Raw genomic sequence first — 18295 nt, 5'->3', positions numbered from 1 at the left:
AGTGGTGCCGAAGCGTGAAGCATCGGCCAAGCATATACAAATGTGGAACTACGCGTTTGCGAGTATACGTCATTTGGTGGGATGAAGCAGCTAGTCCTTACTGCTGTCCCATTCACATGCTCATCCTGAGCATAAGTAGAGAAACAGTTTAATCAATGAACCAAATGCTAGCCTTCCCACTCTGTTACCTTTACCCAAATGTTATTCGTTTTGAATAACTTCTTAGCTGTTGAAGCTATTATATACTCTAAACGAATAATTTACATGATAATTTTTCCATTTTATACGATTCTGGCGATTTTTTTTAAAAGGAACAAAACCCTTGCGCGGTAAGGGTTAACAAGGATTCTTATCTTTATTTTATGTCGCTATAAGTGTATGCCTTGCATAAACCCCTGCTATGACTGGCTTTTGAAGAATGATTGATCAAACAAGTAAATGACCATAATATTCAAAACTGACTTTGTAAGTTAACTAAAAAGAAAACGATTAAAATTATTACAATTTGGTTACAAAATGTTCATCATTGTCATTTAATAAGATATTTATACCATAAACAGAATATATGTTCTCTTAAAATTATTTTTGTGTTGTATGTATGCTAAACGATTAATGACTGTAATGGAGCGATTTTTTTATGCTTTTCGTGGATAAGTGGATATACACAAAGTGAATATGAATCGTGCATTAACGTCTTGGAAAAGGTTACATTTACGTTTTTGCGCTGGATCGATATACGGTCAAACGTCCTGTTCGTTCTTTATTCTCATAGCTTCATTTGGAACGGGAATGGCTGTGCGGAAGCTAGGGCTTGATCGTTCCATGCAAACTCATCCGTCTATCATCCCACCGTCTATCTATCTATCTATCATCCACCGTCCATCTATAATGAAGAGCCAGACTGCACAGCTCCTGATCGGATGCTGTATCATCTGGCTCTTTCTGTCATGCTTGTATGGTTAAGGCACCATTTGCCCGCGTGCGCTCGTGTAGAGCAAGTACCATTCATCGCGCGTCATTTGCTCGGCTTGACGCTCTGCATCCTGACATGCCCCGATACGCTTCGGATTGGTTGTACCTACGATCGGTTGAATCATTGCTGGATGGCGCATCAGCCAGCCGAGTACGATCGCTTCGGCAGTTGTTTCTTTTTCGTCAGCCATACGCTGTACCAGTGCTGCGGTCTTGCGGATATGTTCCGGTTCCTTCTTCACATCGCGACCGGAGAATTTGCCCTGTGCCAGCGGCCCCCATGCTTGCAGCTGGATATCCTGACTACGGCAATATTCCATCAGTCCGGAGCCAAAGTTCACGCTTGTGCCTGCATTTTGGTTCACATGGATATCTTGATCAACAAAATGCAGATGGCCCAGACTCATTTCCAGCTGATTTACGGCAAAGGAATCTGGAATCGCCTGCTGTAAAAATTGAATCTGCGGCGCACTCATATTGGACACGCCCACATAGCGAATTTTACCTGCTGCCTTTAACTGAGCAAGAGCCTCTGCTACTTCATCCGGTTCAACAAGTGGATCTGGACGGTGTAGCAGCAGTACATCCAGATAGTCGATTCCAAGACGCTCCAGACTTCCATCGACCGAGCGAATAATATGCTCACGCGAAAAATTAAAGCGACCCGGCCATGTATCATCCTGCAACTGAATGCCGCATTTGGACTGGATCACGATCTGCTCACGTAACTCCGGTCTTGCCTGCAAAATACGTCCGAATACTTGCTCTGCCTTCCCACGTGTATAAATATCCGCATGGTCAAACATCGTAATTCCGATCTCCAGGGCAGCGTCTACGGCAGCCTCCGCTTCCTTCACATGCTCGTCGGTAAATGGCTGTTGATCCCAGCTTCCTCCAAACGGCATACATCCGAGTGCCAGACGGCTTGCTTTTACCCCACGCTTTACAAGTGGCATCACTTTGCTCATTCTCTATGTCCTCCTGTCGCTATGTGCTGATCGTTATGCCTTACTATGTTCTCACATTCCACCTATCCATGACAATAGAGCAGGCAACTACAGTAATACGGCGACACATAAAAAAAGAGAACTGTCTCGATGAACAGTTCCCTTTCGTTTCTCATTCATGCTCATGTTCTCATTCATACGTATTACCGCTTACAGCTAATTACAGCAAAAGCCGATTAACGCTATTTTTTCACATGTCGTCTAGCCTGATCTCCATGCTACTCTTCTCTAGCGCTTAGTACAACTCCAGCTCACTAATACTAATCTGTGCTGGGCCGCTATTACGACTGATGATCAGCTTATACGTTTTGTAGGCTATATCGTTATCGACCGCATACGTCTTCGTCACGCCGGAATCCCAATGAATAGAGGATGGTACCTCATGAACAACCTGACTCCACTCTTCGCCATCATTGGAGCCGACCAGCACCCATGATACGGGAGCAGTCTGCGGACTTGCTGCTGTGATCGAATATCCTTTAATTGCAGTCGGCTGGTCAAATGTATACGACAGCGATACATCCACATAGCTCTGTGCATCGGATGTCCAGTAGCTATCTGCGGCTACAGAATGGTCAAATGCCTTCCATGCGGTATCCGCATTTTCCGAAGCGGTTGCCGTTCCGCTAGCTGTACCTGCTGGCACCAGATTATAGTTGTTCTGATACTGCTTGAGCTCCAGATCATTAACCGCTATCCAATCCCCGCCATTATTGCTAGAAATAAATAAGGCGTACCCACTATAAGCCGCATCGTTATCCACATCAAATGTTCTTCGCTCACCCGGCTGCCAATCCGTCTGTGCAGACTGCTCATCAATCGCTAGCCATCTGTTGCCAAGCTTACCTGCAAATACCCAATCCTGCGGCGCACTTGCCGCATCGTATGTATCTGCCTGCACGGTATACTGTGTAATTACTTTTTTGTCGTTGAATTCGTAGCCAATCTGTGCCAGTGATCCATCGGCGGCTGCTCGCCAGTAGCTGTCGGATGCTGCGCTATTATCAAATGCACGCCATGCCTCATATCCCGTTTCCTCCGTACTTGCAGTCGCTGCGCCGTTACTGCCTGTGTCTGAGCTTAATTGTGGAACGACATCATCGCTGTACGAGAGCGCTGCCGCTGCCGTTCCTGCCTGATAGCATGTGCTTGCCAGTAAAATCCCTGCGATCCATAATCCCTTTTGCTTACCCCATAATTTCATTTAGCTAATCTCTCCTTTATATTCAATCGAACATCCGAAGTATCGTTTCGGAAATGGTTAAACTGGATTAAATTTTCCATGAGCGTTTAATAACCATTAATATCCTAATTGACTCATTTTATTACATAGTTATTAAGCAATTTTTTTATTTTTTAAAAAGGCTAGACTGTAGCTTCAAATGAGTCTACCCGGCACTCCGATGACGATTCACCAGAACCCCGGGCAAGTCAGATCACTTCTATGTATGGATACATTTTAGCCACTATGTGCCATCTTGAAATGATTCGAATTGCTTATTTATTCTTTTTGTCCAATTGCTCCCTAAATCTCTGGTTTTTAGGATAATACATCTCTTTTACAAAGCAGATCGAGGATTGCTAATCGCGAGTTTCGAGCAATTTTGACGTGGTAAACGATTCTGCTGGAGTGTCATTTCACGTCTGCGTAAGAAAATCAGCACAAAAAAGGACGATTTCAGCAAATGAAATCGTCCTTTTCGCTATTATTATATTCGATTTCGCAACTACGAAGTGTACAACCGAAATTATTTACGTTCGATTGTCAGATCGCCATAGGTCGCATCGACAGTAGCACCGAGCAAGCCGGCTCCAGCACGAAGTGGGACATAGGTCGTACCTTTAACCTGAATCACATTCGCCGGTAGCATACGTGCTGCACCGTCCACTGTTGCTTTTTTGGAGTTGAGCTTCAATTCAATCACCGCTCCAGTAATATCGTCAGTCAGACGAATTTGCTTGCTGGACGCGTTCCATTCCATTTTTGCATCCAGTGCGCTTGCCAGATCCTTCACCGCAATATACGTCATTTTGTTGCGAGTGATCGTATTGTAATCCGAGTACTCTCCTACATAGACGTTTTTTTGCGTGACACCTGACATTTTCATCAGCTGATACACCGGAGAATTGGATTCAAAGTTACGCAGCACTGTGCCTGGTGTCGTGCTGTCCGTCACGTTCAATGTACCACCGCTCACATCTACCGGATCTGCAAGCACATTACCGTTCACATTCCACGCTTCACTTTCGGAATGAAGATTGAACGAGGAATATGGAGCTTCTTTTGGCAATGCAACCGTTACATCCATCATCTGCTTACGTGCATACATATCCTTGTCAAAATACGTATCGGCTACAACGCGTGTCTCTGGACCGAAGACGGTATTGAAGGAATCGTCAGCTTTTAAGGATTCGATCTGTTGATCGTATTCCTGAAGCAGCTCTGTCAGCGCTTCGCTGATCGATTTGTAGCCTTCGCTAACGAATTGATCACGACTACCTAGAACTCCTTCTAAATCTTCGTCAGATGTACCGATAAACAGAGGTGCGTAATAATCATAAAATGCACCCAGCAATTCCTTCATCCCTTGCTCATCCGCAGCGATGCTAGTCAGGAATGGCTTGACCAGTTGCAGCATTTCCTGTCCGTCCAGCTCGATATGCAGACGAGTCATATCCATGGTCTCGCCGCCATATACCGCTGTGCTCACCGTATCAGCAGAGATATTCGCTGCATTTGGCAAATGCGTGAACAGGAACGAAGCGACGGCTTTGGCAAATTCCTTTTGTTGTCCTTGTAATACTTGCAGATTGAAGCCGGAATCCAGCCCTACAGCCTCTCCGTAAGCTTCATAAGATATGTAAATCGGCTGTTTTGCTCCTTCCAGATCGATCGTAATACCGCCCTGGTTCATGTATACATGGAATGGAAGACGCTGACCGCTGTATTCTACAGCTCCGATCAGTGACAGCTCGTTCGCGCTCTGCATTTTAGCGCTATCGATCACCAGCTTGCTAGAGTTCAGCATCGTAGCAATCATACGATCCTCTACACTTGCTGATTCCGAAGGTGTCAGTGTCATGCTGAGCGTCTGGTTCGACTCCAGCGACTGTACCTCCAGATTGCGAATCAATGCATTTTTCACATCCAGATTGCCTACTGCCTGACAACCGGATAATACAATAAGCAGTAAAACAAGCGGAAGTGTGATCCACAATTTCCTTTTCATTGATAGTGTTCCCCTTTCTGTATCGGACTTCGCCTTCATTATCCCAGTTTATATGCGGTTTGTAAAATGAACAAATACCTATAATCAGCCGTTTTTCAGGCGCTATGTTACAATAGAAGCACTTTGCTATAAGGTAGAAAATTATCGCATTTTGCTGGAGGATAGCTAAATATGATTAAAAACGAAAAAATCAAAGCATCTGAGGTGCATGTCACCGGGATCAATGGCGAGGATCTGGGCATTATGCCAACTGCGGAAGCACTCAAGCTTGCCAAACAGCTCAAGGTCGATCTGGTCTGCACCTCGCTACTGAGTAGCCCGCCCCCATGTCAGCTGATCGGCGCAGGCGCAGCACGTCAGAAGCAGCAGCAGGAAGCCAAACGCGAGCGTCCAGCCAAGCTCAAGGAAATCCGATTGACCGCATCGATTGAGGATCATGATTATGAAACTAAGCAGCAGCAAGCGCGCCGTCTGCTCCAATCCGGTCATCCCGTTATGCTCGTCGTCAAAACAGGTAACAATAAAGAATCAGCCGCTGCTCGTAAGCTGCTAGAGGATCTGGTTCGTGATCTGAAAGCTGAAGGGCGTCCAGCTACCGGCATTCAGGTCAGTGGTAAGCAATCGATGGTGCAGCTCGATCCGCTGAGTTAAGCGATATACCAAGCATCTTCTCACAAGCACCTACTCATAAGCTGATGATGAATAGACTTTGTATAAGCACGTTTATCGTAGAGATTGTTGTAGAATGGTCTTCGAGATGGAACATGAATTGGAATAGCAGTTGGAATGCCACTTGGAACCGCTTGAAAATAAGCTAGCTCATACGTCTAATCCGTTGCGACTCTGGAAACGTAAGAAAACAACGAGCCTATGAGCTGAAAAATCGAACGTAAAAATCCTTTCCTCATTATGGGGAAAGGCTTTTTACCTATCATGTTATATCGTATATACGCTTATCCATTACGTCATAGCAGATAGTTGCTCTATCTTATTTTAAATGCTTACTCTACTTGTTCAACCTGATCTATATGATCGGTTCCATCGCATGACTCCTCATTCACACTATAGAATCAGCCTATAATTATCTAATCCCTGATCTGTACTGCGAATCAGCAGTGGGGATCACCCTTGGAATAATCATTATCTGGCAACAAGCGCGCCTGATCACACTGACGGGTAATCTCTGCATTCGGAGTCAGGTCTACTCGTGTAGCAGGCGGATTCATACTTGTCTGCAATACCGCGCCCAGCTTCAATACAAAGCGGAAGCTTGACCCTTCATTGACGACACTGGTCACATCGATACTGCCATCCATCAGCTCGACCAGCTTTTTGCAGATCGATAAGCCGAGCCCGGTGCCACCATATTTGCGGTTCAGCGCTGGATGCAATTGTGAGAATGGCTGGAAGATAAGATGCTGCTGCTCGGCTGCAATCCCAATACCTGTATCTGAGACATTGAACTCCAGCCAGGTATCTCCACCGCTGGACGCTTGTCCTTCCTCACGCAGTAGCGAGCGAACCGTCATATGAATCTGCCCCTGATCGGTAAACTTGACCGCATTACCCACCAGATGCGTCAAAATCTGACGAATCCGCAGCTCGTCACCATATAATAGCTCCGGTACATCTGGCTCAATGGCAACGGTCAACGCATTGCCTTTTTCCGAAGCGCGTAGCAAGAACAGCTCGGCGATATGATCGAATAGATCAGCAATGGAGAACGTATTCGGCTCCAGCACAAGCATGCCGGATTCCACCTTGCTAAAGTCTAGAATTTCATTCAACAGATTCAGCAATGCCTCACTGCTGCTTAGCAAAATCTCCAGATAGCTACGCTGCTGCTCATCCAGCATCGTTTCAGCAAGCAGCCCTGCCATGCCCATAATTCCATTCATGGGCGTGCGGAGCTCGTGACTCATCACCGACATGAATTCCGATTTGGCACGGTCAGCACGCTCTGCCGACTCCTTCGCACGTAGCACTTCCTTCTCATTCGTAATATCACGGAATACGATAACAGTTCCGCGTCGTTCGCCCTGCTCGTATACCGGTGTCACCCGATAGGCAGCGAGGAAGCTGGAGCCATCATTTTTCCAAAAGACCGTCTCTTCCTCCTGATGCGGTGTTGCCTGCCGAATCACCTGAATAATTGCAGATTGCTCATTCAGCTCATCAAAGTTATAGAAGCCATGCTGCCAGCCCGGCTCACTGTCCTCGCTGCCATCCAGCATTGCAGGCTTCATTGTCAGCCCTAGCATCTCAGCTCCAGCACGGTTGATGAAAATACCACGACCATCCTCGTCTACACTGAAAATGCCCTCTGATACCGAGTTCAAAATAAGCGCGCGTTCATTACCCAACTTCTCAATCAAGCGAATATAACGCTTCAGCTCTGTCGTCTCTGTCACAATGCAATATAGCCCGATCACCTCAGTATCCGACATGATCGGCACATTGATCACATCTGCACTGAATATAGAGCCATCCCGGCGCCGTACATTCAGCTCATAGATCTGTGGCACGCCCTGCCGGGCAAGTCTAGCGTGGTGACGAATCTTTGGCAAATCTTCTTCCATGAAAAATGGATATACCTGCATTCCGATCAGCTCATGCCGTGAATAGCCCGTTAATTCCTCCAGACTACTATTTACGGATAAGAAATGACCTTCCAGATCAATCGCACATACGCCAGACGGGTTATGCTCGAACAGAGAACGATACCGATATTCGCTATCTCGAAGCACGGTCTCCAAATATTTACGCTCGGTAATATCGCGTGATACCGCGGTAAACGTATATCTGCCCTCGTATTCGTTATACGTGTAGCGGCTGAGTGTTTCCAGCCAGATATAACGACCGCTGCGATGGCGATACCGGAAAATCAATGTATCATGATGATTGTGTTCTCTTGAGCGTACATTCGTAATATAACGCTCTAACTTATCCCGATCCTCAGGATGTGCCAGAGTAAAGCTTGACTGACCGATCAGCTCATCCGGCTCATAGCCAAGCAATGTTTTACATGCCGGGGATGCGAACAGTACGGTGCAGTCTGCATCATCCTGATGACGTGAGATCAGATCGAGTGAATTATCGGTGATCAGTCGATAATTATACTCACTACGACGCAGCTTCTCACTTACGCTATATTGACGTGTCATATCCTGCACAACGCCGATAATCTGCACAGGCTTGCCTGTATCTGGATCACAGATCGTTTCCCAGTGTGTCTGTACCGTCTTCTCGGTTCCATCTGGAACGATAATGCGATACGTGTTCACTCCATCATAGCCAAACTCAACCGAGCGCTGCATACATTCTGACACATAATCCAGATCATCTGGATGAATCGTAGCCAGATACGAATCCGGTGTATGTTCCATCGACTTCATCGCATAACCAAAAATACGCAATACATCGCGTGAAAAATGGATTTCTCCTTTGACCATATCCCAATTCCATGCACCAATGCCTGCCATCCGATGCGCACGGGAAATGATATCCTCCTGCGATTTGCGCTTGGTCACGTCCTGAATGACGCTCATAATATTTTTCAATTGTCCATGCTCATCGTGCATTTCCTGAATAAACGCTTCAATCCAGCGCTCTTCTCCATTCTTGTGACGCACACGGCGAATAATACTGCCCCGACCCTCATGCATCCAGATCGGCATATAATCTTGATTGTCACCTACACATAGATCGCTATAGTGCGTATGAACAATCTCCTGCGGCTCATAGCCGAGCATTTGCTGGATCGATGGTGATACATATTGAAGATATCCATCCGGTGTACTCAGCGCAACCACACTCGCTGAATTACGTGTAACCAGTGTACGAAGGTCTTCCTCCTGATGCTCCTTCGTTTCGCTAGCATAGATGATAATATATTGAAGCGGCTCAGCCGAAGACTCCGGATAAAAGGAAGGCTTGAGTGTTAACCAGATCGGGCGATAATCGCCACGTACAATCCGATGCTCCAGCTCCTGCGTGCTGCGATGCTCTGACCAGAGCTTAATTAGCTGCTGCTGCTCTAGCACCTCACCCAATTGCTCCTCTTCATACGCTAACAAATGACAAAACGCCGGGTTCACGTATTGACACGCTCCCTCCGGCGAAAAAATGGCAATTCCACCGGGCGCGTGCTGATATACGTGCAACAGTAAAGACATATCAGGTGCAAGCCCTTTATTCACAATTCCATCCTCCCATATCCTACACACTTCTTGAAACTTGGAACTTTCACCATAATATAGCCTATTTCAAGGAAAGTTAAACGGTTTTACTACGTATATTTCGTGAACGAGGACATAACGGACGACTCATAGAAGGATTGATAAGAGGATAATCAGTAGTTATCATTCGGAAATGAAAAGATTGTATAGCTTTGATTCGAGCAGGTTAATCGATGGAAGCTAACATACTTATGCTAAGTATATCGGTTATTGTCTGCGGTGTCCTTAGTAAGTATTATATTTTATTCGATTCCTGCTCCATACAAAAAGGACAGCCACGAATGATACATGGCTATCCTATCCCTTACATACCTGATCTTCTTTTATAGGCATGACACAGCTCTGCTATTCCATTCAAATTCGATCTCCGTCCACAGGATCGGTGATGACGTCATCGATTGCCGATAAACAGCAGGACTATCGAAGCTTTAGACCTATTCTTTACATTTTATTGCTGTGAAGCGCCGCCTTCATGGCGATTTCTTCGACGATTTGTGCAGTTGGCGATACCTGTCCAAATTCATAGGCAACGACCGTCAAGGTCATACGCTGAATATCGTCTGCTGTTACAGCGCCCCAGCCCATATCAGGATAATCCATCGCTGCATTCGCGTCACTGAGGAAAATAATCTTATATTCACGATGCGCGCCATCACGTACCGTCGTTTCACAGCATACATTGGTTACCGTACCACATATAATAATCGTCTGAATATCATGCTTACGCAAAATCGTATCCAGATCGGTATCATGAAAGCCGCTGTAAAATAATTTATCTACTATAATATCACCTGGCTCCGGTGTAAGCTCGTCAATAATCTCCACCCCTGGCGTACCACGCTTGAGAATCTCATTTACATTAGGATACATGTCGAGCATTCGCCCTGTATCGCTACCATCACCACGCACAATATGGCGTAAATAAATAACAGGCATGTCGGCTGCATGTGCAACAGCTGTCAGCTGCTGAATCGGCTCGATAATCTCTGCTGTACGTGGCACATACAGTGCGCCATCCGGCTTGCAAAATACATTTTGCATATCGACGACGATGACTGCTGTACGCTCCGGCTGAATATCCCATTTAATTTTATTTTTCATAGTTGTCATCCCCTTTGAGCTATTCATCTTCTACTTTGCTGTAGATATTGGTCATTTCTTCCGTCATTATTTCCAGTTATTAGATGTTGTCTGCACGTTATTATACGACTTCGCTGGTCGCTTCAGGTAATATAGCCTCACGCTCTGTGCGTCGTGCCAGCAAGGGTCGTAGCCACATATTCACTATCGTATTCAGACCGATTAACAGCACAACACCGACAAGCATCGGCTGCGTCACTACACTCTGAATCGCAAGCGGTAGCTTCGTAGTTAGCTCTGCTGGCAAATACATCGTCCCCAGCGAAATAATAAACGAAGCTCCAGCTACGACCAGATTCAGCTCATCCCAAACGACCTTGCTAACCATCTGCACACCGCTAATCGCAATAATGCCAAACAAAATGGTCGATGCTGCGGATAGCACGGGGCCAGGAAGAGAAGCGATAAACATACCTACCTTGGGAATCAAGCCAAGTACGATTGCCAGTATGCCAGCGGTCATCGTTACATAACGACTACCAATGCCCGATACACGCACGATACCGATATTTTCAGGATAGGATGTCGTACCGAGACCACCGAAGATTGCGCCCAGTGTACAGCCTAGAAATTCACCAAATAAGCCGCGATTTACACGCTCATTACTTAACTGCTGCTTGCCCCACTTGGTGAGCAGCGTGTACATCCCCACCGCTTCCGCTGAGGCTTGCAAAAAGGCGAGTAGCATCAAAATGACAATCGGAATCGATACGCCAAATCCGAATGGAAACACCCCAGGAAGACTAAACCAGCTTGCAGATGCTACCGCCGAAAAATCAGTCGTTCCAAATATCGAATAAAAAATCGTTCCGATCAGGATGCCCCACAATAGCGCACCACGTCGTACAATCGTATTCCCGCCTACAACCATACATACAAGTACACAGAGCACAGTCACCAGTGAAGCGATAAAGTTAATTCCCATACCTGCACTACCAAACCAATTTTTCAGTCCAATGCTTGCCAGCTGGGCACCGATAATAATGAGTAAGGTTCCATATACAATCGGTGGCGAAATAAATTTGTTCACATAGCCAATCAGACCCAGGCGACGAATCGGAATAGCCAGCAGCATGAAAATGATTCCGGCTACTGCCATCGATCCGAAGGCGGTGCCAAGCCCTACACTAGCACCCGCAGACAGCACAGCTACGAAAAAAGCTGCTGTCGGCCCCTGTACGACTGGTAGTCTCAACATACGACCCGATTGCAGCACCGTGACCAGACCTGTCGTTAAAAAGCATGCCTGAATCATATAGCCGATCACACTCGAATCGAGCTTGAGCGCCTGACCGATCAATACCGGGAATAGGAAAATGCCCGTTAGTGCGAGCAAATGCTGCAAGCCATACGTCATATTGGCACCTACAGACAGCTTCTCTTCAATGCCTACCGTTAATACCTGCTCTTCCCCATGTGTATCTTGCATGGTATCCACTCCTATCGATTATTCATACCTCATCCACCGGACTCTTTACAGGCTTTGGTTACCTGTTCACATGCAAACAGCATATCATCTGATGTTTATCTCTATAGATAGGCTGGTAGTCGAGCATTGTTCTCTAGTATGACTGCTTCCAGACGATTGCATATTACGAATGAGCTGCGATAGAGCTTCGACTTGTCACCGCATCCAAATTTTGAATCGTATAGCGCTTGGCAGCCTCGCTATCTTGAGCTTCAATCGCACGATAGATCGCTTCATGATAAACGGTGTTATCCTCATAGCCCTGTGTATCCAGAATAAGCTGACTGAGCAATTCACGTAGCCCCTCGGCAATCACACTGTACATGGCTGTAAACACATCATTATGACATGATTCGACAACCGCAATATGAAAAGCGATGTCCGATGCCACATATTCAGCGTATCGGCCCCCATCTAAATATTCATTGCGTTGATCCAATAGAGTACGCATCCGCTGTAGATCTGCATCGGTACGCCGAATCGCTGCCAGTTCGACGGCTTCACATTCCAGCATCCGTCTGACTTCCAGTACCTGTTCAAAATTTTGCGGAATCAGTGTTGCTTTTACAGATTGGAGCCCTGTTGACGATTTTTTGATATAGGTTCCATCGCCTTGACGAACCTCTAAAAATCCGGCGTGCATTAGAATCTTAACTGCTTCTCGTACCGTAGAGCGTCCCACTGATAGGAGCCGCATTAATTCTGGCTCTGGTGGAAGCTTAGCACCTTGCTCATATTGTCCAGATTGAATGAGTGCCATGAGCTGATCCAGTACCTCATCCACCAGCTTGCGCCGTTGGACTGCTTTTAATCCCGTTGGTGTCGAAATAAACAGCACCTCCTTTTATTATGTTAGGTTTTATGACTCGATTTAGTAAACATCTGATGTTTCGATCGTTATATCGCACATTATAGGAGTAGTTTACTACGAAAACAAGCGTTATTTTTCTTTATTGTTATATTTATTTACTTAAAAACAATAAAATCGCTCTTTAAAACGTATGAAATGATAGATTATATATCTTTTACAGACTGAATAAATAGCTTAACGAGATTGTATGTGATATTTATTTACATGCATCCATTTTCTACTATATTCCTTCTATCCAGTTTTCTTCTGCTTATGAATATGCGATGGAATCAAACCGAAGCGATGTAGAAATTTCATGTATTGTCAGGTTTGCCGATTGACGAAACCTGCTGGAATTGTCAAAATATTATACTAAGACACATTCAAGCAAATACGTAATAGGCGGTATCATTTGCTGCAAAGGGAGCTGAAGGCATGACTGTTAAAATCAAAGACGTTGCCCGCCGGGCAGGTGTATCCGTGACCAGTGTCTCTCGTGTCCTGAACGGTGAGAAATATGTAAGCGAAGACATTTTGAACCGTGTGAATCAGGCGATTGAAGAGCTGAATTATTCGCCAAGCTATATTGCGCGTAGCTTGAAAAAGCAAAAAACGAATACCATCGGTGTGATTGTACCGGATCTAACGTCGAACTTCTATTCGACTATTTTGAGCAGTATTGAGGAAGCCGCCAGTAAATACGGCTATAACCTGATCGTCTGTAATATCGCTGAGAATCTAGGTAAAGAGCTAAAGTATTTGCATATTTTTCAGGAGATGCGAGTAGAAGGCATCATTATTATGCATGAGAAGACGAATGAGGATATCGTGAATTTTATTCGGAATGCGACGATGCCGATACTATTTTCCAGTGTGCAATCACCTGATGCAGACTTCATCTCTGTGCTGATTGATGACTATCAGGCAGCCTATGATGCGACCGAATACTTGATTCGTTCTGGTCATACAGCGATCTCTTATCTGGGTGGCGATCTGGAGGATGTGACGTCCGGACAGAACCGTTACAATGGATTTCGTGATGCACTGCGTAAGCACGATATTACAATTCCAGAGGAGTATGTGAAGTTTGGTGATTATAAGCTTCCGAGCGGACACCGCTTAATGGGCGAATTGCTCGCTCTAGCCCAGCCGCCGACGGTTGTATTCGCAGCGAGCGATGATATGGCTGTTGGTGCATTGAATTGTGTATTGGATCAGGGGCTTCGTGTACCTGAGGATGTATCCATTATGGGCTTTGATGGCAGTACAATTACCGATATCGTGCGTCCTTCGATCACCTCCATGCAGCAGCCTATTTATGAAATGGGTCAAGTATCGCTTGAGAATCTGCATCGCTTAATCATCCGTGACAAACAACGTCCACAAGCTGACATTATGCTTCAGCATCAGCTCGTCGTGCGTGAAAGCTGTAAAACGATGCACCCTTCTACCTCTTTGTAAGGGGAGCAGACTGTAAAACGATAAAATGTCATGGAGCAAAAGCTTCCTACATCAGCATTATTCAACTGGAATGCGCGATTTCCCCGCCTGGAACGGAGCATCGCGAAGCCAGATGAAAGGACTATTCTGCTGGCTATATGGATATGGAGTATCCTGTTAGACCGATGCCGTATTATAGACAATCTGCTTGATTCAGCATATGTGACTATCCGTCAACGTGCATATACGAGTTAAATATCCTTACAAATGCTCCTGTTAGCTGCCTTTACACAGGCGAAGTACAGCAAGATCGTGATATCCAAATAAATTCAATTGCACATAAACAATTTATGTTTACGCTTTCATAAAATTATGGTATCGTTACCATACAGACGAATCCTATGCTCCTGTTCAGCTAGTCAACCGATCATTTCGCTCTACGCTCCACTCTACATGGAATAAACTAAATTCAAAGTTTTACTTGTCAATTCCAAAACGAGCGTAATATAATGTCTCATAAGAACAAAAAATGTCGAATAAACCTTCCAAAAATCCTACGATCAAGTCATTTATTATTACATTTTATAGTTTTAAAATTTAAAAATGTCATAAACTCCAAGAAAATCATCTTTTAATGTTATTATAGTTAACATTAATTCATCTATCTGATCTATAATTCAATTCGTTATAGCATCCATACAGCTTATACTTTTGTAAGCTATCACCTACCTATTACTCTCGATCTGGTTTCACTTGCGTACACCTGATTCACTTCCTGCTCGCTGATCTGAAGCGTCTGGACGATATGACGAAGGTTAACGCTCTATATATCTTGCTCCATCCAATATACAATTTATATTCACTCTAAGGGCTCTATTCATCTTCTTGTTATTTCATCGATATGGTATCGATTCCAGATAATAAATCGAACCTGTCGTATCACTCAGTATCAACTTGATTTTCATTGCTTCTTCTCATCACTTCTTTTCACCTCCCACATCAAAGAAGCTACTCGCAGCAAGCTATTGGATTCATGGTAGACAACATAAAGGCATACGCTGAATACGCATGAAACTACATCTGGTATCGATACCAGATACAAGGGGGAATGTTGGTTTGAATCATGTAGCTGTCGCAGGAATCACACTATCACCGCTCATTATCGGTACCGGGGATCTGTCTCGTATGAATGGGACATGGGTGCTTGATGAATTTGTTGACGCGGGTGGAACAACGATCGATATGGCCTATCAGTATACGAACAGTGAAGAAATCATTGGTCGCTGGATGAAGGATAAGGGGAATCGCAATGAGCTGGTTCTACTTAGCAAATGCGCCCATCCATTGAAGGGTGATCCAACGCCGCGCGTCACGCCTGAAGCGATTACGCACGATCTGCTGATCAGTCTGGAGCGTCTCGGTACAGAGTATATCGATCTGTATGCACTGCATCGTGACAATGAAGCCGTTCCAGTGGAGCCGCTGATCGATACGCTGAATGAGCATCTCGCTGCTGGACGGATTCGCGCACTTGGTGCCTCGAACTGGAGCTGGCAACGGATTCAGGAGGCGAATGATTATGCAGCTGCCAATGGCTTGCAGGGCTTTAGCTTTAACAGTCCGAATCTGTCGCTCGCGGTAGCGCTGGAAGCGCGCTGGCCGGGCTGTGTGTCTGCCGATGCTGCGACTGTACAATGGCATGAAGCGAATCGGATGCCACTGTTATCATGGTCAGCGCAGGCAGGTGGATTTTTCTCCGGTGCCTTTTCACCGGATGATCGTTCCAATGAAGAAATGGTACGTGTGTATTATAGCGAACCGAACTGGGAACGCTATCGCCGAGCAGTACAGCTAGCTGAGGAAAAGGGCGTATCTCCGACTCAGATTGCACTGTATTTTGTCCTTCATCGCCCCTTCCCAACCGCAGCGATTATCGGGCCACGCACCAGCGATGAGCTAGCTCAGTCGTTTGCTGTACTGGATATTGAGATTTCCGAGCAAGACCTGCAATGGTTGAACCTTGAAAAGGAGGAACGAGCATGATCCAACATAAACTCGCCGCGCAGCTATTCACCGTACGTAACGAACTCAAGCAGGATTACATTTATACATTACGCGAGCTTGGCAAAATGGGCTGGCAAGCTGTTCAGATCGACGGTCTGCATGGTAATGATCCGGTAGAAATTGCCGCCGTTGTGAAGGAGCTTGGGATGAAAACGGCTGGCATGCATGTCGGTCTGGAGCGAATGCGTAACGATCTGGACAATGTGTTGCGCGAGGCTGATCTATTCGGTACACCGGATATTATTTGCCACTCCTTACCGGATGAGCATAAAAATGCAGCTGGCTATGAATTTGTTAGACAGGAGCTACGTAGCGTATCAGCGATCGTCTCCCCTCGTGGCTATCGCGTTGGCTTCCACAATCATGATTGGGAATTCCATACGATGATGGGCGAGCAATACGCACTGCAATATCTACTCGATTATGACGAGCAAGCGCCAGTCTATGCGGAGATCGATACGTACTGGGTGAAAAAAGCAGGTCATGATCCATTGTCGGTCATTAGCCAGTATGCTGGACGCATGCCGATCCTGCATTTTAAGGATATGACGGATGATGGACGGGAATACTTCGCCGAGGTAGGCAGCGGTACGATTGACTTTATGCCGATCCTTCAATGGGGTGAGGCGAACGGTGTTGAATTTTATGCAGTCGAACAGGATTATTGTCCAGGCTCGCCAATGGACAGTCTGGAGCAGAGTCTACGTTATCTACAAGGGCTGGTGGCACAGCCGGGCTAAGCGTTCCCGGCTTCTCCCCTCCCTATTCATAAGCAATACGGCAGCCCTCATGGATTACAGTGTGATCAGCTATTTATTAGTCGGGTAACATCCAGTTCCCGCACCTTTTAAAATGGAAAGGAGTCGTGCTATGCAAGCCGAACTGGATTCGATGTCCAAAAAAAGAAGCAAAGCTAAAAAAGCCGCTTCAGCGGGATTATGGAAAACAATCGTTGCCAACCGCTACCTGTATCTGATGCTCCTGCCGTGTTTAATCTTTTTCGCAATCTTTTCCTATTTACCAATGGCTGGACTGGTAATGGCGTTCAAGGAGTTCCGCTTTAATGGCGGGATGTTCGGTGGTCCGTGGGTCGGTATGCGTTACTTCAAGCTCTTCTTCTCGTACCCGGATGCGGCACAATTGATCGCTAACACCTTCATTGTCGGCTTCCTGAAAATCATCGTCTACTTCCCGTTTCCAATCCTGCTGGCGCTTATGCTCAACGAGCTACGCACCAAATGGTTCAAGTCGATGACGCAAACGATCTCCTACCTACCCTACTTCCTCTCCTGGGTTGTCGTCGCTGCCTTCACGACCAAGGTGCTTGCACCGGATGATGGTATTTTCAACCAGTTCGTAGCTGCGCTTGGTGGCGATGGAAGCACGTTTTATATGATGGATGGTCATTACTTTTACCTCATCATGTTCCTTACCTATGTATGGAAAAATATCGGCTGGGGCTCGATTATCTATCTTGCTTCAATGGCGAGCATTGATCCCACGCTATATGAAGCCGCCGAGATGGACGGTGCGAGCAAATGGCGCAAAATCTGGCATATCACCTTGCCATCGATTCGCCCAACAATCGCGATTCTATTCATTCTCGATATCGGCAGCCTGCTCACTACAGGCTACGAGCAAAACTGGCTACTACGTACCGCAGGTAACTCTGACTTCTCCGATATTCTCGATACCTACGTCCTGCGTGTCGGTATGATGCAGGGTCAATACGGCTACGGTGCTGCGGTCGGTCTGCTACAGGGTCTGGTCGGTCTGATCCTCGTTATCGTAACCAACTATCTGGTCAAACGCTTTAGCAAAAATGAATCCAGTCTCTGGTAGTACATGGCTCTATCCATGCACCTGACCTGAGTACAACGACATAT

12 protein-coding genes are annotated in these 18295 nt (G+C 45.9%); 5 read left to right on the top strand and 7 right to left on the bottom strand.

Annotated elements, in window-relative coordinates:
• Positions 1-959: 959 nt before the first annotated feature.
• From IEX62_RS00100 to IEX62_RS00090, 3 genes are all read right to left on the bottom strand, one after another.
• A complete protein-coding gene (locus IEX62_RS00100; protein WP_188773386.1) occupies positions 960-1940 on the bottom strand; it encodes an aldo/keto reductase in 981 nt (326 codons plus the stop codon).
• Positions 1941-2214: 274 nt separating this feature from the next.
• Positions 2215-3183, bottom strand: a complete 969-nt coding sequence (locus IEX62_RS00095) for a hypothetical protein (RefSeq protein WP_188773385.1) — start codon at positions 3181-3183, stop codon at positions 2215-2217.
• 544 nt (positions 3184-3727) lie between these two features.
• Entirely contained in the window at positions 3728-5209 is a 1482-nt protein-coding gene (locus tag IEX62_RS00090; RefSeq protein ID WP_188773384.1) for a copper amine oxidase N-terminal domain-containing protein, read from the bottom strand.
• 171 nt (positions 5210-5380) lie between these two features.
• On the opposite strand from IEX62_RS00090, the gene infC reads away from it, so the two are divergent.
• Complete coding sequence (gene infC / locus IEX62_RS00085; protein ID WP_188773383.1) at positions 5381-5860, top strand: translation initiation factor IF-3; 480 nt, start codon at positions 5381-5383, stop codon at positions 5858-5860.
• 458 nt (positions 5861-6318) lie between these two features.
• On the opposite strand, the gene IEX62_RS00080 is transcribed toward infC, so the two are convergent.
• The 4 genes from IEX62_RS00080 to IEX62_RS00065 form a co-directional block, all read right to left on the bottom strand.
• Positions 6319-9408, bottom strand: coding sequence for a PAS domain S-box protein (locus tag IEX62_RS00080; protein ID WP_188773382.1), 3090 nt, complete (start codon positions 9406-9408; stop codon positions 6319-6321).
• A 480-nt stretch (positions 9409-9888) separates the two neighbouring features.
• Positions 9889-10548, bottom strand: coding sequence for a cysteine hydrolase family protein (locus tag IEX62_RS00075; RefSeq protein ID WP_188773381.1), 660 nt, complete (start codon positions 10546-10548; stop codon positions 9889-9891).
• Positions 10549-10648: 100 nt separating this feature from the next.
• Positions 10649-12016, bottom strand: a complete 1368-nt coding sequence (locus IEX62_RS00070; RefSeq protein ID WP_188773380.1) for a uracil-xanthine permease family protein — start codon at positions 12014-12016, stop codon at positions 10649-10651.
• 163 nt (positions 12017-12179) lie between these two features.
• Complete coding sequence (locus IEX62_RS00065; protein WP_229685527.1) at positions 12180-12893, bottom strand: FadR/GntR family transcriptional regulator; 714 nt, start codon at positions 12891-12893, stop codon at positions 12180-12182.
• A 447-nt stretch (positions 12894-13340) separates the two neighbouring features.
• Here IEX62_RS00065 and IEX62_RS00060 point away from each other — a divergent pair, with 447 nt between their 5' ends.
• The 4 genes from IEX62_RS00060 to IEX62_RS00045 all read left to right on the top strand — a co-directional run bounded on the left by IEX62_RS00060 (position 13341) and on the right by IEX62_RS00045 (position 18251).
• A complete protein-coding gene (locus tag IEX62_RS00060) occupies positions 13341-14366 on the top strand; it encodes a LacI family DNA-binding transcriptional regulator (protein ID WP_188773379.1) in 1026 nt (341 codons plus the stop codon).
• A gap of 1095 nt (positions 14367-15461) precedes the next feature.
• Positions 15462-16388, top strand: a complete 927-nt coding sequence (locus tag IEX62_RS00055; protein WP_229685526.1) for an aldo/keto reductase — start codon at positions 15462-15464, stop codon at positions 16386-16388.
• Entirely contained in the window at positions 16385-17149 is a 765-nt protein-coding gene (locus IEX62_RS00050) for a sugar phosphate isomerase/epimerase family protein (protein ID WP_229685525.1), read from the top strand. The genes IEX62_RS00055 and IEX62_RS00050 overlap by 4 nt, the downstream gene beginning before the upstream one ends.
• Positions 17150-17300: 151 nt before the next feature.
• On the top strand, positions 17301-18251 hold the full coding sequence (locus tag IEX62_RS00045) for an ABC transporter permease (protein WP_309807851.1): 951 nt from the start codon (positions 17301-17303) through the stop codon (positions 18249-18251).
• Positions 18252-18295: the final 44 nt, after the last annotated feature.

It is taken from the genome of Paenibacillus hunanensis (genome assembly GCF_014645615.1).
In the GTDB taxonomy this organism is placed as follows: domain Bacteria; phylum Bacillota; class Bacilli; order Paenibacillales; family Paenibacillaceae; genus Saccharibacillus; species Saccharibacillus hunanensis.
Note: the sequence above shows the minus strand (reverse complement) of the source record. Positions and strands in the feature narration are given on the sequence as shown.

Coding starts and splice junctions, on each gene's coding strand:
- IEX62_RS00060 (WP_188773379.1), top strand. CDS start 13,341: ATGACTGTTAAAATCAAAGACGTTGCCCGCCGGGCAGGTGTATCCGTG.
- infC (WP_188773383.1), top strand. CDS start 5,381: ATGATTAAAAACGAAAAAATCAAAGCATCTGAGGTGCATGTCACCGGG.
- IEX62_RS00070 (WP_188773380.1), bottom strand. CDS start 12,016: ATGCAAGATACACATGGGGAAGAGCAGGTATTAACGGTAGGCATTGAA.
- IEX62_RS00075 (WP_188773381.1), bottom strand. CDS start 10,548: ATGAAAAATAAAATTAAATGGGATATTCAGCCGGAGCGTACAGCAGTC.
- IEX62_RS00090 (WP_188773384.1), bottom strand. CDS start 5,209: ATGAAAAGGAAATTGTGGATCACACTTCCGCTTGTTTTACTGCTTATT.
- IEX62_RS00045 (WP_309807851.1), top strand. CDS start 17,301: ATGTCCAAAAAAAGAAGCAAAGCTAAAAAAGCCGCTTCAGCGGGATTA.
- IEX62_RS00050 (WP_229685525.1), top strand. CDS start 16,385: ATGATCCAACATAAACTCGCCGCGCAGCTATTCACCGTACGTAACGAA.
- IEX62_RS00095 (WP_188773385.1), bottom strand. CDS start 3,183: ATGAAATTATGGGGTAAGCAAAAGGGATTATGGATCGCAGGGATTTTA.
- IEX62_RS00100 (WP_188773386.1), bottom strand. CDS start 1,940: ATGAGCAAAGTGATGCCACTTGTAAAGCGTGGGGTAAAAGCAAGCCGT.